We start from the raw sequence: 18,453 nt of genomic DNA, 5'->3' as shown, positions 1-18,453 counted from the left end.
GCCGAAAAGTCGTACAGGAGGGCCCGTGGAGGCACAGAACGAGCAGCGCACGGGTCTGCTCTACGGATTCGGCGCGTACGGAATATGGGGACTCGTCCCCCTCTTCTGGCCGCTCCTCAAGCCCTCCGGGGCCGTCGAGATCCTCGCCCACCGCATGGTGTGGTCCCTGGCCGTGGTCGGAGTGGCGCTCCTCGCGCTACGCCGCTGGGGCTGGATGCGAGAGCTGCTGCGACAGCCCCGCAAGCTCGGCCTGACCGCGCTCGCCGCCTCGATCATCTCCGTGAACTGGGGCCTGTACATCTGGGCCGTCAACAACGGCGCGGTGGTCGAGGCCAGCCTCGGCTACTTCATCAACCCCCTGGTCAGCATCGCGATGGGGGTGCTGGTCCTCGGTGAGCGGCTGCGTCGCGCGCAGTGGGTGGCGGTCGGCATCAGCTTCCTCGCCGTCCTCGTGCTCGCCATCGGATACGGCCGGCCGCCGTGGATCTCGCTGATCCTGGCCTGCTCCTTCGCCACGTACGGGCTGATCAAGAAGAAGCTCAACATGGGCGGCCTGGAGTCGCTGACCGCCGAGACCGCCGTGCTGTTCCTGCCGGCGCTCGGCTACCTGGTGTGGCTGAGCACCCAGGGGCAGTCCACCTTCGCGACGCAGGGGGCGACCCATTCCGCCCTGCTGGCCGCGACCGGTCTGGTCACCGCCGTCCCGCTGGTGTTCTTCGGGGCGGCCGCCATCCGCGTCCCGCTGTCCACCCTCGGGCTGCTCCAGTACATGGCGCCGGTGTTCCAGTTCGGGCTCGGAGTGCTCTACTTCCACGAGGCCATGCCGCCCGAGCGCTGGGTGGGCTTCTCCTTGGTCTGGGCGGCGCTCGCACTCCTGACCTGGGATGCGCTGCGCACGGCGCGGCGCTCGCGCGCCACGCTCGAAGCCACGCCGGTCGTCGCGAGCGCCCCGGCGCGCGAACCGGCGTAGCGCTCCGCATCACGCACATCTCCGATCTCACGATCCCCGGTACGAAACCCTCGTACCGGGGATCGTCCGTTTTCCGAACTGCCCTGACCGAATTGTGGTCTTGACTGACAGTCATACTCTCGCTGAACATCAGGCTCGCACTGACGCACTAACGCTCACCCGCTCGATACCGCTCGTTCCGTTTCATCCCCGCGGAATACCGGAGCCCCCACATGAGCCTGTCCGTCTCCCGGCGCCTTGCCGCCGTGACCGCAGTCGCGGTCGCGGGCCTGTTCGCCGCCACCGCCCCCGCCGCGCTCGCCGCCCCCACCGCGGTGTCCGCCGCCCCCACTCCACCCGACATCCCGCTGGCCAACGTCAAGGCCCACCTCTCGCAGCTCTCGACCATCGCCGCCAACAACGGCGGGAACCGGGCCCACGGCCGGACCGGTTACAAGGCGTCGATCGACTACGTGAAGGGCAAGCTCGACGCGGCCGGTTTCACCACCACGCTGCAGACCTTCACGTCCAGCGGCGCGACCGGCTACAACCTGATCGCCGACTGGCCGGGCGGCGACCCGAACTCGGTCCTGATGTCCGGGTCGCACCTGGACTCGGTGACGGCCGGCGCCGGGATCAACGACAACGGCTCCGGCTCGGCCGCCGTGCTGGAGGCCGCGCTCGCCGTGTCCCGGGCGCAGCTCCAGCCCACGAAGCACCTGCGCTTCGGCTGGTGGGGCGCGGAGGAGCTGGGCCTGGTCGGCTCGAAGTACTACGTGAACAACCTGCCGGCCGCCGAGAAGGCGAAGATCTCCGGCTACCTGAACTTCGACATGATCGGCTCGCCGAACCCGGGCTACTTCGTCTACGACGACGACCCGACCATCGAGCAGACCTTCAAGAACTACTACGCGGGCCTCGGCATCCCGACCGAGATCGAGACCGAGGGCGACGGCCGTTCCGACCACGCGCCCTTCAAGAGCGCGGGCATACCGGTCGGCGGCCTGTTCTCCGGCGCCGACTACACCAAGACGGCGGCGCAGGCGCAGAAGTGGGGCGGGACCTCCGGTCAGGCCTTCGACCGCTGCTACCACTCCTCGTGCGACTCGCTGACGAACATCAACGACACCGCCCTGGACCGCAACTCCGACGCCATCGCCTACGCGATCTGGAACCTCGGGGCGGCCACTCCGGTCCCGCCGGGCCCGTCCTTCGAGAACACGACGGACGTGTCCATCCCGGACTCCCCCGGGGCCGCGGTGACCTCGCCGATCACGGTCTCCGGCGTCACGGGCAACGCCCCGGCCACCACCAAGGTCGACGTGAACATCGTCCACACCTACATCGGTGACCTGGTGGTCGACCTGGTCGCCCCGGACGGCACGGTCTACAACCTGCACAACCGCAGCGGCGGCAGCGCCGACAACCTGGTCAAGTCGTACACCGTCAACGCCTCGAGCGAGGTCGCGAACGGGGTCTGGAAGCTCCAGGCCAAGGACCTGGCCGGGCAGGACGTCGGCTACATCAACAGCTGGAAGATCACCTTCTAGCCCGCGCCCGCAGACGACCGGCCCCGGCGCGATCCCCTCGGATCGCGCCGGGGCCTCGCGCGTGCGCGGTCACGCGTACGCGATCATGCGTACGTGATCACGCGTCCTCCGCGGCCGCCCGCAGCGAGGCCGACAGCGGTTCCTCCATGCGGGCGCGCAGCTCCCGCGCCACGGCCGCGACATCGGCGCGGCCCAGCTTCGCCGCCTCCACCAGGTCGCCGAGTTCCTCCGGCGAGGGCAGCTGTTTGGCCCCGGCGACGCGCAGGTACGAGCGGGTCGCGGCGGCCGCGTAGAACTCGTTCATCGGGGATTCCAGCGCCGGGCACACGGCGAGGGTGTGCAGAAACGCGGCGGCCCGCCACGCGGTGTCCGGGGCGGGCTGTTCCGGCACCAGCACGAGGTCGTTCTGGTGGCGGGCGACGGCGGCGGCCACCCCGGAGGGGTCCCATACCGCGGGGTCGGAGGGCAGGTGGTGGGCCAGAGCGGTCCAGGCCCACTCCATGGTGATCTTCAATTGCCGAACCGCTCCTGGAAGTAGCCCCAGTGGTCTGCGAACTCCTCGATGCCGGAGAGGAACTTCTTCCGGTCATCGTCGAGTTCGCGTTCGGTGACCTCGGTGATCAGCGCGGTGACCGTGGTCCCCAGCGCCGCCGCACGCGCCTTCAGACGATCGTGGAACTCTTCGTCCAGGCGGATGGTCACGTGTCTCGACATCCCACCACGGTACAGCGGGGCCGCTGTACGCGGCACCGTCACGACGGAAGGGTGGGCCGGGACACAGTCCCGGCCCACCCTTCGAACATCCCCGCTCCATACGGTTACTTGTTGGCGTCGGCAGCCTTCACCAGCGCGTCCTTGGTGACCGCGCCGACGTAGACCTTGCCGTCGTCCGTGATCAGGGCGTTGACGACACGCGTCGACAGGACGCGGCCCTCGCCGAACTTGCCGCTGACCTTGTCGCCGAGGGAGTTCATGAACTCCTGGGCCTGCTTGGGCGCGTTCTTGTCGTTCTCCAGCTCCTTGAGGCCCTTGCCGGCGCCCGAGTCGATGCGCGCGATCGTCGTCCAGCCCTCGCCGAGGACCTTCACGTCGCCGTTCTTGCCGCCCTTGCCGTCCGGGCCGGGCGCGGCACCGTCCATCAGGCCGCCCAGGCCCGGGAAGGAGTCCAGGGCGCCCTTCCAGTGCTCGTCCGACCCGGCCTTGCCCTTCTCGCCGTGGCCGGCACCGGCCGCGCCCTCGGTCACCTTGGCGCCCTTCGGCGCGGTGAAGGCGAAGGTGTCGGCGGACGGCTTGGCGAAGTCCACCTTGGTGAAGCCCGCGTCGACGATCGGCTTGCCGCCCTGACCGGAGAGCAGCTGTACGCGCAGCGGCACGCCGTTCTTCGCGTCGACGGCGATCTGGACCGAGCCGATCGTGGAGCCGGCCTGCTTGGGCTTGAGCACCAGCTGGTAGGCGTCCCGGCCGGCCACCTGCACGGTGTCGCCCACGCTGACGTCGGTGGTCGGGCCGGCGGCCTTCAGTACGTCCTGGGCCAGCTGCTGCGGAGAGGCGGGGAGCCCCTCGCCCTTCTTGTGCTCCGCGCCCTTCCCGGACTCGGGGTTCTTCTCGTGGAAGACCTCGTTGGACTTGGAGTCGTAGCCCCACACGTCGTCGCCGTTGTGGATGAGGCTGTACTCGTCCTTGCCGTCGAGGAAGGTCAGCTTCTGGCGGTCCGGTCCGTCGGCCGCGACGCGGAAGGTGTGCGTGCCGTTGGCCAACTGCGCGACCTTGTCCTCCGGGTTGGCGGAGCCGCCGGTGACTCCGGCGCCGCCGGCCCCGGCGAGCAGGCCCGTCGCGAGCTTCGGCAGACCCAGGTCGGTGCTGATCTTGGCGGTGCCGGACAGCTGCTCCACGTCGGAGGCGGCGATCTTCTCGATCAGCTGCTGCGCCGTCACCTTCGGCAGATCGGGGCTCCCGGCGTTGGCGAAGGCCGGGACCATCGCCACGGTCGCCGCGGCCACACCCGCCACCGCCACCGGTACGGCGTACCGGGCGATCTTGCGAGAAGTGTTCGTGTTCGCTGCCATGTCAGTGCCCTGCCCTCTGTGTCCAAGGCGGCGACCCCCGTGTCGCCGCGCTCACCCGATCTGGTGGGGTTGATGACTCCATCTGACCAAAACGGCGGCGCCGGGGCGTCACTCCCCGGACGCAACTGCGCGTACGACCGTGGGATGACACGAGAAGGGCCCCTCCACCCCGACCCGTAGGGGTCGATGGGGCGGAAGGGCCCGTTCCGGTGCTCGTCGGGGCTAGCCGGCGCGGTGCACCACCGCGTCGCAGAGCTCCTCCAGGGCCGACTTCGCGAAGTTCTCGGGCAGCGGCGCGAGCATGGCCCGCGCGTCCTCCGCGTACCGGATGGTGTCGCGGCGGGCCTGCTCCAGGGCGGGGTGCGCCCGCAGTCGGGTCAGCACCTCGGCGTGGCGGGCGTCGTCCGTGAGGTCGCCGTCCAGGAGGGCGACGAGTTCCAGGTCGTCCGGGTCGCCGCCCTTGGCCGCCATCTCCCGCAGCCGCAGCACGGGCAGGGTGGGGATGCCCTCGCGCAGGTCGGTGCCCGGCGTCTTGCCCGACTCGTGCGCGTCGGAGGCGATGTCGAGGACGTCGTCGGCGAGCTGGAAGGCGGTGCCGAGCCGTTCGCCGTACTGGGTGAGGATGTCGACGACGGACTCGTCGGCGCCGGACATCAGCGCGCCGAAGCGGCCGGAGACGGCGATGAGCGAGCCGGTCTTGCCGGCGATGACGTCGAGGTAGTGCGCGACCGGGTCGCGGCCGTCGCGCGGGCCGGCCGTCTCCAGGATCTGGCCCGTCACCAGCCGCTCGAAGGCCTCCGCCTGGATGCGTACGGCCTCGGGGCCGAGGTCGGCCAGGATGTGCGAGGCGCGGGCGAACAGGAAGTCACCCGTCAGGACGGCCACCGAGTTGCCCCAGCGGGTGTTCGCGCTGTCCACGCCGCGGCGCACGTCCGCCTCGTCCATGACGTCGTCGTGGTACAGCGTGGCGAGGTGCGTGAGTTCGACCACGACCGCGGAGGGCACGATCCCGGGCGCGTACGGATCGCCGAACCGGGACGCGAGCATCACGAGCAGCGGCCGGAAGCGCTTGCCTCCGGCGCGCACGAGGTGCTGCGCGGCTTCGGTGATGAAGGGGACTTCGCTCTTGGTGGCCTCCAGCAGACCCGCCTCGACGGCGGCCAGTCCGGCCTGGACATCGGTCTCAAGAGCCTGGTCCCGCACGCTCAGTCCGAACGGCCCGACGACGGTCACGAGGGGTACTCCTGTCTGCTGACGATCACGCTGACGACCACCCGGATCGTCGCCGTGTCGCTGCCATCACTCAACCCAGCGTATCGGGTCTGTTTTCGATCACGGAGAGGGCCCGTCCGGCGTCACCCGCGCACCGCCCGAACCACACCGGTATGTTCGTGAGGAGCCGAATCAACCGGAGAATGCGTTTTGTCCAGAACCACGACCGATATGGACGGGCCCGCGGATCCGGCGGCCGACCAGCCGCCGCCCGGCGACGACCGCGCCTTCCTCGGCCACCCCCGGGGGCTCGCCACGCTCTCCGGACTGGAGGTCTGGGAGCGCTTCTCGTTCCTGGGCATGCAGGCCATCCTCGTCCTCTACTTCGCGGACACCGTGGCCGACGGCGGCCTGGGCATGGACCCGGGCACCGCGGCCTCCGTCTCGGCGGCCTACGGGACCATGGTCTACCTCGTCTCCGTCGCCGGCGGTTGGCTCGCCGACCGGATCCTCGGTTCCTACCGCGCCGTGCTGTGGGGCGGCGTCCTGATCGCCTGCGGCCACTACGCGATGGCCGTGCCGACCGCCGCCATGACCTGGGTGGGCCTCGGCCTGATCAGCGCGGGCACCGGCCTGCTCAAGCCGAACGTGGCCGGCATGGTCGGCAAGCTGTACCGGACGGCCGACGAGCGCCGCGACGCCGGCTTCGCGCTCTACTACATGGCCATCAACATCGGCGCCTTCGCCGGACCCCTGATCACCGGCTGGCTCGGCGAGAACGAGGGCTGGCACTGGGGCTTCTCCGCCGCCGCCGTCGGCATGACCGCGGGCCTGGTCCAGTACGTGCTGGGCCGCCGCCACCTCGCCGGACGCAAGCACTCCGCCGAGTACGCGCTGCCCCCCGACGCGATGCGCTCCGCCGTGACGAAGATCATCGCCGGCTGCCTCGGCTTCGCCGTGCTCGCCACCCTCCTGGCGCTCGCCGGATGGCTGACGATGGACCGCTTCGTCGACCTGCTCACCCTCGTCTCGGTGATCGCCCCGGCCGTCTACTTCGCGGTCATGTTCCGCAGCCCCCGGGTGACGGCCGAGGAGCGCGGGCGCCTGCGCCCGTACGCGGTCCTCTTCCTGGCCTCGGTCGCCTTCAACTTCATCCTCTTCCAGGCCTACTCGACGATGATGCTGCTGGCGTCGACCAACGCCCGGACCACGATCCTGGGCTTCGACTTCCCGGCGAGCTGGTACGCCTCCGCGCTCGGCGCCTTCGAGGTGCTGCTCGCGCCGGTCGTCGCCGCGCTGTGGGCCCGGATGGGCAGCCGCCAGCCGCACGCCTCGAACAAGATCGCCATCGGGGTGATCCTCGGCGGCCTGTCCTTCCTGCTGATGGTGATCCCGACCTCGGGGCACGGCGGGGAGGCCTACAAGATGGCCGCTTGGTGGATCGTCGGCTCGTACCTGCTGCTCGGCCTCGGCGACGTCCTGCTGGAGACCTCGGGCATGTCGGCCACCACGAAGCTCGCCCCGAAGGCCTACGGCAACCAGACCATGGCCCTGTGGTTCCTCTCGCTGGCGCTGGCCAACGGCATCCAGGCGCAGGTCGTCAAGGTCTACGGCACGGTCTCCGACCCCGTGTACTTCGGCGTCAACGGCGCCGTCGCGGTCGCCGTCGGCCTGGCCGTCATCGCCCTCGCGCCGTGGCTGCGGCGCACGATGCACCCCGTCCACTGAGGTGGTTGCCGCATGATCATCCGCACCGAGTTCCCGTACGAGACCACCCACGAGGATGTCCGGATCCCACTGCCCGACGGCGTCGAGCTGTACGCGCGGATCTGGCGCCCGGTCACGGACGAGCCGGTCCCGGCCCTGCTGGAGTACCTCCCGTACCGGCTCACCGACTGGACCTCGCCCCGCGACTGGCAGCGCCACCCCTGGTACGCGGGCCACGGCTACGCCTCCGTACGGGTGGACGTGCGCGGCCACGGGTGCAGCGGGGGCCGTCCGGGTGACGAGTACGACGCCCGCGAACTCGCCGACGGGGTCCTGGTGGTGGAGTGGCTGGCGGCGCAGCCCTGGTGCACGGGCTCGGTGGGCATGTTCGGGATCTCCTGGGGCGGCTTCAACTCCCTCCAGATCGCGGCCCTGGCCCCCGCACCGCTGAAGGCGGTCGTCACCGTCTGCTCGACCGACGACCGCTTCGACAACGACGTGCACTACATGGGCGGCTCGGTGCTCGCCGTCGACATGCACGCGTGGGCGGCCACCATGCTGGCCTTCGCCTCCCGCCCACCGGACCCCCGGTACGTCGGCGACGGCTGGCGCCGGCAGTGGCTGGAGCGGCTGGAATCGGTCGAACCCCTGATCCACACCTGGCTCTCGCACCAGACCCGCGACGCGTACTGGCGCCACGGCAGCGTCTGCGAGGACTACTCGGCGATCCGCGCGGCGGTCCTCGCGGTGGGCGGCTGGCACGACCCGTACCGGGACACCGTGCTGCGGCTGGTCTCCCACCTGCCGTCCTCGCGCGTGCGCGGCCTGATCGGGCCCTGGTCGCACCAGTACCCGGACCGGGGGCTTCCGCCGGGCCCGGCGATCGGCTTCCTCCAGGAGACCCTGCGCTGGTGGGACCACTGGCTCAAGCCCGGTTCCGACAGTGGCTCCGGCACGGGTGACGACGTGATGGGCGAGCCGCTGCTGCGTTCCTGGATCAGCGACTCGCACCCGCCGGCCACGGTGTACGAGGAGCTCCCGGGCCGCTGGGTCGGCGACCGGAGCTGGCCCTCCGCCTCCGTCGTGCCCGTGCCGTACGGGCTCCAGGGCGCGCCGGTCGTGGTCGCGTCCCCGCAGCACACCGGGCTGGACGCGGGCCGGTTCTTCCCGTTCGGCAACGACGCGGACCTGCCGCCGGACCAGCGGGAGGAGGACGCCAAGTCCGCGTGCTTCGAGTTCCCGGTGGGCGGCGGGCCCGACGCGGAGGCGGTGGAGATCCTCGGGCGGCCGTCGGTGACGCTGCGGCTGCGCCTGGACGTGCCGTACGGGCAGGTCGTGGCGCGGCTGTGCGACGTCGCCCCCGACGGCGCCTCGACGCTGGTCACGCGGGGCGCGCTGAACCTCTCGGCCAGGCAGGGCCGGGACCGGGCGGTGCCGTGGCCCGTCGGCTCGTACGAGGACGTCACCTTCGAGCTGAACGGCATCGGGCACTCCTTCCCGCCGGGCCACCGCATCCGGCTCGCGCTGTCGTCCGCGTACTGGCCGTGGATCTGGCCGCGGGCGGGCTCGGAGGCGGGCTGGACCCTGGACCCGGCGGGCAGCGTGCTGACCCTCCCGGTCCGCACGGCGTCCTCCGCCGACGCGGGGATCGTCTTCGAGGCTCCGGAACAGTCCGAGCCGCTGGGCGTGTCCTACCCGGCGACCCTCGACGAACCGCGGCCGGAACGGCTGGTCGTACGGGACGTGGCCCGGGGGGTGTGGCGGCTGGAGGTCGATCCGCGGTACGGGGGCACGCGGGTGTACCCGGACGGCCTGGAGTACGGCGAGGACGCCGTGGAGGAGTACGAGATCGCCGACGGGGACCCGCTCTCGGCGCGGACGCGCTCCGAGTGGCGGATTCGGCTGCACCGGCCGGAGCTGGGGTGGGACGTGCGCGTGGAGACCCGGTCGGAGATCTCGTGTGACGAGGGCGGCTTCGTCACCTCGAACGAGGTGGTGTGCCGGGAGGGGGACGAGGTGGTCTTCCACCGCACGTGGGAACGCCGGTTGCCGCGCAGCGCGGGCTAGCCGCCCTGGCGGGCGCCCCTGGGGCTCCGCCCCCGGACCCCCGCGCCTCAAACGCCGGCGGGGCTGGATTTGCCCCGGCCCGTCCGGCGCGGGTGATTTCAGCCCCTCCGGCGTTCGAGGAGCGGGGTGCGGGGCGGAGCCCCGGCGGACGGCCGTCAGGCGAACAAGCGCTCCAGGACCACCGCGATGCCGTCGTCCTCGTTGGACAGCGTCACCTCGTCCGCCACCGAGATCAGCTCGCGGTGGGAGTCGGCCATGGCCACGCCCCACGCGGACCACGCGAACATCGGGATGTCGTTCGGCATGTCCCCGAACGCGATCGTCGACTCCCCCGGCACCCCCAGGACCGCCGCCGCCTTCGCCAGGCCGCTCGCCTTGTCGATGCCCGGCGGCTGGAGTTCCACCGTGTGCTCCCCCGCCATCGTGACGTTCACCAGGTCCCCGACCACCGCCCGCGCCACCCGCGTCAGTTCGTCGTCGTCCAGCTCCGGGTGCTGGAGCAGCACCTTGTTGATCGGCGAGGCCCACAGGTCGGCGCGCCGTGCCACCCGGACCGTCGGCAGGTGCGGGTGCCACATGCGGTAGCCCGGCCCTATCAGCATCTCGGCGTCCAAGCCCTCCTGGTTGACGGCCGCGTACACCTCGCCGATCTCCGCCTCGATCTTGCCGAGGGCCACCTCGGCGAGGTCCCGGTCCATGGAGACGGAGTGCAGCAGGTTCCCGCGCGCCGCGTCGTACACCTGCGCGCCCTGCCCGCACACCGCGAGCCCCGTGTAGCCAAGGTCGTCCAGGACGTGCCGGACCTGCGGGACGGGGCGTCCGGTGACGATGACGTGCTGGGCGCCGGCCGCGCGGGCCGTGGCGAGCGCCTCGTACGAGCGGGCGGAGACGGTGTCCCCGGCGCGCAGCAGAGTCCCGTCCAGGTCAGTGGCGATCAAGGCATAGGGAAGGGCCTGAGGAGGGGCGGAAGTCACCCGGCCAAGGATACGGACCCCCACGGACAAGTACTACGAATATCGCCCGAATCCGGCCTCCCGCAGGCCCCTCCAGCCACGTAACGTGTCAACCGGCTTCCGGGACACCCTCGGACCGCGTCGAAAGCGAGGCAGCACCCCATGCCCCAGCAGAGCCCCCTCGATCTTGCCGAGGGCGACCCGTTCGGGCCGCACAACCTCCCCTACGGCGTCTTCTCGACGGCCGGTGAGGACCGCCGCCGGATCGGCGTGCGGATCGGCGGGTACGTGCTCGACGCGGGAGCGGCCGCCGCCGCGCTCGGTTCTCCGTACGCCGGGCTGCTCGGGCAGGCCTCGCTCAACCCGCTGCTGGCCGCCGGGCGCACCGCCTGGCGCGACGTGCGCCGCGCGCTGACCGCGTGGGTCACCGACCCCGGCCACCGGCCCACGGTGGAACCGCACCTGCTGCCGCTCGACGAGGTCACGCTGCACCTGCCGTACGAGGTCGCCGACTACGTCGACTTCTACGCGAGCGAGCACCACGCCACCAACGTGGGCCGGATCTTCCGCCCCGACGGGGACGCGCTGACCCCCAACTGGAAGCACCTGCCCATCGGTTACCACGGCCGGTCGGGCACGATCGTGGTGTCGGGGACGGACGTCGTACGCCCCTCCGGGCAGCGCAAGGCGCCCACCGACCCGGCGCCCGTCTTCGGCCCGTCGGTCAAGCTCGACATCGAGGCCGAGGTCGGCTTCGTCGTCGGCACCCCGTCCGCACTGGGCTCGCCGGTGGCCCTGGGCGATTTCGAGGACCACGTCTTCGGACTGTTCCTGCTCAACGACTGGTCGGCGCGCGACATCCAGGCCTGGGAGTACGTGCCGCTCGGCCCCTTCCTCGGCAAGTCCTTCGCGACCTCCGTCTCCGCGTGGGTGACCCCGCTGGAGGCCCTGGACCCGGCGCGCGTGGCCCCGCCGGCCCGGGACTTCCCGCTCCTGCCCTACCTCGACGACGCGGACGCCGAGCGCCCCGGCGGCTTCGACCTGCGCATCACCGTCTCCATCAACGGGCAGGAGGTGGCGCAGCCGCCGTTCGCCTCCATGTACTGGACGGCCGCGCAGCAGCTCGCGCACATGACCGTCAACGGCGCCTCCCTGCGCACCGGCGACGTGTACGGCTCCGGCACCGTCAGCGGCCCCGAGGTGGGCCAGCGCGGTTCGCTGCTGGAGCTGACGTGGAACGGCCGTGACGCCATCGAGCTCACCGACGGCAAGCGCACCTTCCTGGAGGACGGCGACACCGTCACCCTGACGGCCTGGGCCCCGGGCGCCGACGGTGTGCGCATCGGCCTGGGCGAGGTCACCGGCCGCATCGTGGCGGCTCGTTAGCACACCCAGTACGCCAGGCGGGCGCAGCCCGCGTGCGCGGGGCGGGACGGAGTCGGATGGTGGACGGACGGGACGGGCCGGGCGGCCCGGTCCGTCCGTCCCCACCGCGAGGAGCCGCCATGCCCGCACTGCGTTTGAAGACCGTCCTCACCTGCGCCGCCGCGGCGTCCCTCGCGCTGGCCGTGGTCCCCTCGGCCCACGCCGTCGACGGGCCCGCCCCCGACCCCCGCAACGTGCAGGCCATGCGGGACATGGCCACGGCGATCCGGGTGACGGCCAAGTACGTGGACGAGCGGCAGGCACTGGCCGACGGGTACGTGCCGCACGGCATGCCGTGCATGACGAACCCGTTCGGGGTCGGCGCCATGGGCTACCACTACGTGAAGGAGGCCTACTGGGGTTCGAAGGACCCGAGCAAGCCGACGGCGCTGCTCTACAGCACGGAGAAGGACCGCAACGGCCGGCGCAAGCTGCAGGCCGTGGAGTGGATGTCCAGCGACCGGGACCAGGACCTGACGACCGCCGACGACCGCCCGAGCATGTTCGGGCTGCCCTTCGACGGGCCGATGCCCGGCCACTGGGCGGGCATGCCGAAGCACTTCGACCTGCACCTGTGGGCGTACGAGAACAACCCGGCGGGCCGCTTCCACAACTGGAACCCCGCTCTCAAGTGCTCGGGGCATATGACTCACTCGTAAGGGCGGCTTTCTCCGGGTTCCCCGGCGATACGCTGGACGGAGTCGCGAGACTCCGCCGCATGGGAGCACTACCGATGAGCGTCGATCCCGAGGACTCCGAGCCGACGTACCGCTGGCCCGTTCCGCCGGCGGGCGGCTGGACCGGCGACGACCTTGACCGGCTTCCGGACCTGCCTCCGCACACGGAGCTGATCGACGGGAGCCTCGTCTTCGTGAGTCCGCAGACTCGTTTCCACATGCGCGCGGTCAATTTCTTCACCTGGCAGCTGATGGATCAGCAGCCGCCAGGCTTGGAGGTCTTCCGCGAATTCACGATCGACATCGACCGGCACAACCGTCCCGAACCCGATGTCATCGTCGTGGACGAGAGTGCGGTCGGTGACCTGAACCAGACCCGGCTGCCGGCGGAGTCCGTCAGCCTGGCCATTGAAGTCGTCTCCCCCGAGTCCTTCGGCCGTGACCGCGGCGTAAAGCCGGTCAAGTACGCGGGTGCGGGCATTCCCCACTTCTGGCGGGTGGAGAACAAGGACGGTCGTGCCGTGGTCTACGTCTACGAATTGGACCCGTCGACGGGAAGCTACGGAACCGCGGGCATCTACCACGACCGGCTGAAGGTGGCCGTACCTTTCCCCATCGACCTGGACCTCACTGCCATCACGCCTCAGCGCAAGCACCCCGAGTAACCCGAAGGGCCCGGCCCCCCAAGGGGAGCCGGGCCCTCACGCACGCGTGGACCGGGTCAGCGGACGAACGTGCTCGCCTGCCCCGCCAGATCCAGGAAGTACTGCGGCGCCAGGCCCAGGATCAGGGTGACGGCGACGCCCACCGCGATGGTGGTCATCGTCAGCGGCGAGGGGACGGCCACGGTCGGGCCGTCGGCCTTCGGTTCGCTGAAGAACATCAGGACGATCACCCGGATGTAGAAGAACGCGGCGATGGCGGACGAGATGACACCGACCACGACCAGCGCTCCCGCGCCGCCCTCCGCCGCCGCCGAGAAGACGGCGAACTTGCCGGAGAAGCCCGAGGTCAGCGGGATGCCGGCGAAGGCCAGCAGGAAGACCGCGAACACCGCCGCCGTCAGCGGCGAACGACGGCCCAGACCGGCCCACTTCGACAGGTGCGTCGCCTCGCCGCCCGCGTCGCGGACCAGCGTGACCACGGCGAAGGCGCCGATCGTCACGAAGGAGTACGCGCCCAGGTAGAAGAGGACGGACTTGACGCCGTCCTCCGAGGTCGCGATCACACCGGCCAGGATGAAGCCCGCGTGCGCGATCGAGGAGTACGCGAGGAGGCGCTTGACGTCGGTCTGGGTCACGGCGATCACCGCACCCGCCAGCATCGTGACGATGGCCACCGCCCACATCACCGGCCGCCAGTCCCAGCGCAGGCCCGGGAGGACGACGTAGAGCAGGCGCAGGAGCGCGCCGAAGGCGGCCACCTTCGTCGCCGCGGCCATGAAGCCGGTGACCGGGGTCGGGGCGCCCTGGTAGACGTCCGGGGTCCACATGTGGAAGGGGACCGCGCCGACCTTGAAGAGCAGGCCCATCAGCAGCAGCGCCCCGCCGATCAGCAGCAGTGCGTCGTTGCCCATGGTCGTGGCGAGCGCCGGGTCGACCCGGGAGACCGTGCCGTCGACCACGTCGGCGATCACCGCGTACGAGACCGAGCCCGCGTACCCGTAGACCAGCGCGATGCCGAAGAGGAAGAAGGCGGAGGAGAAGGCGCCGAGCAGGAAGTACTTCACCGCGGCCTCCTGCGACATCAGCCGCTGGCGGCGGGCGACGGCGCAGAGCAGGTAGAGCGGGAGGGAGAAGACCTCCAGCGCGATGAACAGCGTCAGCAGGTCGTCGGCCGCAGGGAAGATCAGCATCCCGGAGATCGCGAACAGGGCGAGCGGGAACACCTCGGTGGTGGTGAAGCCCGCCTTGACCGCGGCCTTCTCGCTGTCGCTGCCCGGTACGGACGCGGCCTGCGCGGCGAAGGAGTCCACCCGGTTGCCGTGCGCGGCCGGGTCCAGGCGCCGCTCGGCGAAGGTGAAGACCGCGACGATCGAGGCCAGCAGGATGGTGCCCTGGAGGAACAGCGCCGGGCCGTCCACGGCGATCGCGCCCATCGCGGCGATGTGCGCCTTGGTGGAGCCGTACCCGCCCGCCGCGAGGCCGACGACCGCCGCGAAGGCCGAGGCCAGGGCGGCGACGGCGATGAACACCTGCACGTAGTAGCGGGACTTGCGCGGTACGAACGCCTCTACGAGGACTCCGAGGACCGCCGCGCCCACCACGATCAGGGTGGGTGAGAGCTGGGCGTACTCGATCTTCGGTGCCGGGATCCGGTCGGCCGGTGTCGAGGCCGCCAGTGTCCACAGGCTGTGGGCAGCAGTCATCGTGCTCACTTCGCCGCCTCCACTTCAGGAGCAGGGTCCGTCTGCTTCACGTCGGACATGGTGTACTGCACCGCCGGGTTGACGATGTCGGTGAGCACCTTCGGGTAGACGCCCAGACCGATCAGCAGCACGATCAGCGGGGCCACCACCAGCACCTCCCGCAGGCGCAGGTCCGGCATGGTGCGGACCTCCTCCTTCACGGGGCCGGTCATCGTGCGCTGGTAGAGCACCAGGGTGTAGAGCGCGGCCAGGACGATGCCGATGGTCGCGATGATGCCGACGACCGGGTACCGGGTGAACGTTCCGACCAGGACCAGGAACTCGCTGACGAAGGGCGCGAGTCCCGGCAGCGAGAGGGTGGCGAGGCCGCCGATCAGGAAGGTGCCCGCGAGGACCGGGGCCACCTTCTGGACGCCGCCGTAGTCGGCGATGAGCCGCGAGCCGCGCCGTGAGATCAGGAAGCCGGCCACCAGCATCAGCGCGGCCGTCGAGATCCCGTGGTTGACCATGTAGAGCGTCGCACCGGACTGGCCCTGGGAGGTCATCGCGAAGATGCCCAGGATGATGAAGCCGAAGTGCGAGATCGAGGCGTAGGCCACCAGTCGCTTGATGTCCCGCTGCCCGACCGCGACCAGCGCGCCGTAGACGATGCTGATCAGGGCCAGTACGAGGATCACGGGCGTGGCCCACTTGCTGGCGTCGGGGAAGAGCCCCAGGCAGAAGCGGAGCATCGCGAAGGTGCCGACCTTGTCGACGACCGCGGTGATCAGCACGGCGACCGGTGCGGTGGACTCGCCCATCGCGTTCGGCAGCCAGGTGTGCAGCGGCCACAGCGGGGCCTTCACCGCGAAGGCGAAGAAGAAGCCGAGGAACAGCAGCCGCTCGGTGTTGGTGGCCATGTCGAGCGTGCCCGCGGCGCGGGCGGCGGTGATCTCCTGGAGCGAGAAGTTCCCGGCGACCACGTACAGCCCGATGACCGCGGCCAGCATGATCAAGCCGCCGACCAGGTTGTAGAGGAGGAACTTGACCGCCGCGTAGGAGCGCTGCGCGGCCGCGTTCTCGTCGGTGCCCGTGTGAGCGCGGTCCCCGAAACCGCCGATGAGGAAGTACATCGGGATGAGCATGGCTTCGAAGAAGACGTAGAAGAGGAAGACGTCGGTGGCCTCGAAGGAGATGATCACCATCGCCTCGACCAGCAGGATCAGGGCGAAGAAGCCCTGGGTCGGCCGCCAGCGCGAAGAGTTCGTCTCCAGCGGGTCGGCGTCGTGCCAGCCGGCCGCGATCACGAAGGGGATCAGCAGCGCGGTGAGCGCGATGAGCGCCACCCCGATGCCGTCCACGCCCAGTTCGTAGCTGACCCCGAAGTCGGGGATCCAGGCGTGGGACTCGGTGAGCTGGTAGCGGTCGCCACCGGGCTCGAAGCGGACCGCGACGAGCACGGCCAGGGCCAGGGTCGCCAGCGAGAAGAGCAGCGCGAGCCACTTGGCGGCGGTCCTGCGGGCGGCCGGGACGGCCGCCGTCAGGACCGCGCCGACCGCGGGCACCGCGGCCGTCACCGTCAGCAGGGGAAAGGACATCTCACACCGCCCTCATCAGCAGGGTCGCGGCGATGAGGATCGCCGTGCCCCCGAACATCGAGACCGCGTAGCTGCGGACGTAGCCGTTCTGGAGCCTGCGCAGCCGGCCCGACAGCCCGCCGACCGAGGCGGCCGTCCCGTTGACCACCCCGTCGACGAGGCTGTGGTCCACGTACACGAGCGAGCGGGTCAGGTGCTCCCCGCCGCGCACGAGCACGACGTGGTTGAAGTCGTCCTGGTAGAGGTCCCTGCGGGCCGCCCGGGTGAGGAGCGAGCCGCGCGGGGCGACCACCGGGACGGGCCGCTTGCCGTACATCGCCCAGGCGATGCCGACACCGACCAGGAGCATCACCATGGTGGCCGCGGTCACCGTCATGGCGCTGACCGGGGAGTCGCCGTGCGAGTAACCGGTGACGGGCTCCAGCCACTTCAGGAAGTGCTCGCCGATCTCGAAGTAGGCGCCGGCGAAGACCGATCCGAACGCCAGGATGACCATCGGGACGGTCATGGACTTCGGGGACTCGTGCGGGTGCGGCGCGTGGCCCTCCGCGTCCGGCTGCCAGCGCTTCTCGCCGAAGAAGGTGAGGAGCATGACGCGGGTCATGTAGAAGGCGGTGATGCCGGCGCCCAGCAGGGTGACCCCGCCGAGGATCCAGCCCTGCGTGCCGCCCTTGGCGAAGGCCGCCTCGATGATCATGTCCTTGGAGAAGAAACCGGACAGGCCGGGGAAGCCGATGATCGCGAGGTAGCCGAGGCCGAAGGTGACGAAGGTGACCGGCATGTACTTCCGCAGGCCCCCGTACTTGCGCATGTCGACCTCGTCGTTCATCCCGTGCATCACGGAACCGGCGCCGAGGAAGAGGCCCGCCTTGAAGAAGCCGTGCGTGACCAGGTGCATGATCGCGAAGACGTAGCCGATCGGGCCGAGGCCCGCCGCGAGGATCATGTATCCGATCTGCGACATCGTCGAACCGGCCAGGGCCTTCTTGATGTCGTCCTTCGCGCAACCGACGATCGCACCGAAGAGGAGCGTGACCGCGCCCACGACGGTGACCACGAGCTGCGCGTCGGGCGCCCCGTTGAAGATCGCGCCCGACCGGACGATCAGGTACACGCCGGCGGTCACCATCGTCGCCGCGTGGATCAGGGCCGAGACCGGGGTCGGGCCCTCCATCGCGTCGCCGAGCCAGGACTGCAGCGGCACCTGGGCCGACTTGCCGCAGGCGGCCAGCAGCAGCATCAGGCCGATCGCCGTCAGCCTGCCCTCGGAGGTCTCGCCGACCGCGCCGAACACCGGCTCGAAGGCGAAGGTCCCGAACGTGGTGAACATCAGCATGATCGCGATCGACAGGCCCATGTCGCCGACGCGGTTGACCAGGAAGGCCTTCTTCGCGGCGGTGGCCGCGCTGGGCTTGTGCTGCCAGAAACCGATCAGGAGGTACGAGGCGAGGCCCACGCCCTCCCAGCCGAAGTACAGCAGCAGGTAGTTGTCGGCGATGACGAGGAGCAGCATCGCCGCGACGAAGAGGTTGAGGTAGCCGAAGAAGCGGCGGCGGCGCTCGTCGTGCTCCATGTACCCGATCGAGTACACGTGGATGAGCGTGCCCACCCCGGAGATCAGCAGGACGAACGTCATCGACAACTGGTCGAGCTGGAAGGCGATGTCCGCCTGGAAGCCCTCCACCGGGATCCAGGTCCACAGCTTCTGGGTCAGGGTCCGGTCGTCGGCCGCGCGCCCGAGCATGTCCGCGAACAAGGCGGCGCCGATCCCGAAGGAGACGGCCGCGAGGAAGGTGCCGATCCAGTGGCCGGACCTGTCGAGGCGTCGACCGCCGCACAGCAGCACCGCCGCTCCGAGCAGGGGCACTGCCACCAGCAGCGCAATCAGATTCTCCACTGTGA

General features: G+C 70.5%; 15 protein-coding genes. 7 read left to right on the top strand and 8 right to left on the bottom strand.

What is annotated here, in order from left to right; all coding sequences use genetic code 11:
* Positions 1-25: 25 nt before the first annotated feature.
* Complete coding sequence (rarD, locus tag ACFYZL_RS01310) at positions 26-970, top strand: EamA family transporter RarD (protein WP_384755635.1); 945 nt, start codon at positions 26-28, stop codon at positions 968-970.
* Positions 971-1,182: 212 nt separating this feature from the next.
* Positions 1,183-2,499 (top strand): M28 family metallopeptidase, encoded by a 1,317-nt coding sequence (locus ACFYZL_RS01305; protein WP_384755638.1) that lies wholly within the window; start codon positions 1,183-1,185, stop codon positions 2,497-2,499.
* Between the two features lie 97 nt (positions 2,500-2,596).
* Here the strand turns inward: ACFYZL_RS01305 and ACFYZL_RS01300 are convergent, their stop codons facing one another.
* The 4 genes from ACFYZL_RS01300 to ACFYZL_RS01285 all read right to left on the bottom strand — a co-directional run bounded on the left by ACFYZL_RS01300 (position 2,597) and on the right by ACFYZL_RS01285 (position 5,798).
* On the bottom strand, positions 2,597-3,013 hold the full coding sequence (locus ACFYZL_RS01300; RefSeq protein ID WP_365176175.1) for a hypothetical protein: 417 nt from the start codon (positions 3,011-3,013) through the stop codon (positions 2,597-2,599).
* The gene (locus ACFYZL_RS01295) at positions 3,010-3,213 is read right to left on the bottom strand and encodes a hypothetical protein (protein WP_384755642.1); all 204 of its coding nucleotides are present in this window, start codon (positions 3,211-3,213) and stop codon (positions 3,010-3,012) included. The genes ACFYZL_RS01300 and ACFYZL_RS01295 overlap by 4 nt, the downstream gene beginning before the upstream one ends.
* Positions 3,214-3,317: 104 nt before the next feature.
* Positions 3,318-4,565: an outer membrane lipoprotein carrier protein LolA gene (locus ACFYZL_RS01290; protein WP_388675104.1), complete on the bottom strand. Its 1,248-nt coding sequence runs from the start codon at positions 4,563-4,565 to the stop codon at positions 3,318-3,320.
* A 222-nt stretch (positions 4,566-4,787) separates the two neighbouring features.
* Positions 4,788-5,798 (bottom strand): polyprenyl synthetase family protein, encoded by a 1,011-nt coding sequence (locus ACFYZL_RS01285; RefSeq protein WP_384755647.1) that lies wholly within the window; start codon positions 5,796-5,798, stop codon positions 4,788-4,790.
* Between the two features lie 210 nt (positions 5,799-6,008).
* Here ACFYZL_RS01285 and ACFYZL_RS01280 point away from each other — a divergent pair, with 210 nt between their 5' ends.
* The gene (locus tag ACFYZL_RS01280; RefSeq protein ID WP_388675843.1) at positions 6,009-7,505 is read left to right on the top strand and encodes a peptide MFS transporter; all 1,497 of its coding nucleotides are present in this window, start codon (positions 6,009-6,011) and stop codon (positions 7,503-7,505) included.
* Positions 7,506-7,517: 12 nt separating this feature from the next.
* On the top strand, positions 7,518-9,551 hold the full coding sequence (locus tag ACFYZL_RS01275; protein ID WP_388675100.1) for a CocE/NonD family hydrolase: 2,034 nt from the start codon (positions 7,518-7,520) through the stop codon (positions 9,549-9,551).
* A 155-nt stretch (positions 9,552-9,706) separates the two neighbouring features.
* Here the strand turns inward: ACFYZL_RS01275 and ACFYZL_RS01270 are convergent, their stop codons facing one another.
* A complete protein-coding gene (locus tag ACFYZL_RS01270) occupies positions 9,707-10,525 on the bottom strand; it encodes an HAD family hydrolase (RefSeq protein WP_384745648.1) in 819 nt (272 codons plus the stop codon).
* A 141-nt stretch (positions 10,526-10,666) separates the two neighbouring features.
* Here ACFYZL_RS01270 and fahA point away from each other — a divergent pair, with 141 nt between their 5' ends.
* The 3 genes from fahA (at position 10,667) to ACFYZL_RS01255 (ending at position 13,271) form a co-directional block, all read left to right on the top strand.
* Positions 10,667-11,890 (top strand): fumarylacetoacetase, encoded by a 1,224-nt coding sequence (gene fahA / locus ACFYZL_RS01265; protein ID WP_388675097.1) that lies wholly within the window; start codon positions 10,667-10,669, stop codon positions 11,888-11,890.
* A gap of 119 nt (positions 11,891-12,009) precedes the next feature.
* A complete protein-coding gene (locus tag ACFYZL_RS01260; RefSeq protein WP_388675094.1) occupies positions 12,010-12,588 on the top strand; it encodes a hypothetical protein in 579 nt (192 codons plus the stop codon).
* A 74-nt stretch (positions 12,589-12,662) separates the two neighbouring features.
* The gene (locus ACFYZL_RS01255) at positions 12,663-13,271 is read left to right on the top strand and encodes a Uma2 family endonuclease (protein ID WP_384745642.1); all 609 of its coding nucleotides are present in this window, start codon (positions 12,663-12,665) and stop codon (positions 13,269-13,271) included.
* A gap of 56 nt (positions 13,272-13,327) precedes the next feature.
* Here the strand turns inward: ACFYZL_RS01255 and nuoN are convergent, their stop codons facing one another.
* Genes nuoN through nuoL form a run of 3 tightly spaced genes read right to left on the bottom strand, consistent with a single transcriptional unit; the run spans position 13,328 to position 18,448 of the window.
* Entirely contained in the window at positions 13,328-14,974 is a 1,647-nt protein-coding gene (gene nuoN / locus ACFYZL_RS01250) for an NADH-quinone oxidoreductase subunit NuoN (protein WP_384745654.1), read from the bottom strand.
* Positions 14,975-14,979: 5 nt separating this feature from the next.
* Positions 14,980-16,551, bottom strand: a complete 1,572-nt coding sequence (locus ACFYZL_RS01245; RefSeq protein WP_384745641.1) for an NADH-quinone oxidoreductase subunit M — start codon at positions 16,549-16,551, stop codon at positions 14,980-14,982.
* Between the two features lies 1 nt (position 16,552).
* Positions 16,553-18,448, bottom strand: coding sequence for an NADH-quinone oxidoreductase subunit L (nuoL, locus tag ACFYZL_RS01240; RefSeq protein WP_388675090.1), 1,896 nt, complete (start codon positions 18,446-18,448; stop codon positions 16,553-16,555).
* Between the last annotated feature and the right edge of the window lie 5 nt (positions 18,449-18,453).

It is taken from the genome of Streptomyces sp. NPDC001717 (genome assembly GCF_042892775.1).
Taxonomy (GTDB): Bacteria; Actinomycetota; Actinomycetes; order Streptomycetales; family Streptomycetaceae; genus Streptomyces.
This window is presented reverse-complemented; position numbering and strand designations above follow the sequence as displayed.

Coding starts and splice junctions, on each gene's coding strand:
- nuoN (WP_384745654.1), bottom strand. CDS start 14,974: ATGACTGCTGCCCACAGCCTGTGGACACTGGCGGCCTCGACACCGGCC.
- fahA (WP_388675097.1), top strand. CDS start 10,667: ATGCCCCAGCAGAGCCCCCTCGATCTTGCCGAGGGCGACCCGTTCGGG.
- ACFYZL_RS01305 (WP_384755638.1), top strand. CDS start 1,183: ATGAGCCTGTCCGTCTCCCGGCGCCTTGCCGCCGTGACCGCAGTCGCG.
- ACFYZL_RS01275 (WP_388675100.1), top strand. CDS start 7,518: ATGATCATCCGCACCGAGTTCCCGTACGAGACCACCCACGAGGATGTC.
- ACFYZL_RS01295 (WP_384755642.1), bottom strand. CDS start 3,213: ATGTCGAGACACGTGACCATCCGCCTGGACGAAGAGTTCCACGATCGT.
- ACFYZL_RS01255 (WP_384745642.1), top strand. CDS start 12,663: ATGAGCGTCGATCCCGAGGACTCCGAGCCGACGTACCGCTGGCCCGTT.
- ACFYZL_RS01260 (WP_388675094.1), top strand. CDS start 12,010: ATGCCCGCACTGCGTTTGAAGACCGTCCTCACCTGCGCCGCCGCGGCG.
- ACFYZL_RS01280 (WP_388675843.1), top strand. CDS start 6,009: ATGGACGGGCCCGCGGATCCGGCGGCCGACCAGCCGCCGCCCGGCGAC.
- ACFYZL_RS01290 (WP_388675104.1), bottom strand. CDS start 4,565: ATGGCAGCGAACACGAACACTTCTCGCAAGATCGCCCGGTACGCCGTA.
- ACFYZL_RS01245 (WP_384745641.1), bottom strand. CDS start 16,551: ATGTCCTTTCCCCTGCTGACGGTGACGGCCGCGGTGCCCGCGGTCGGC.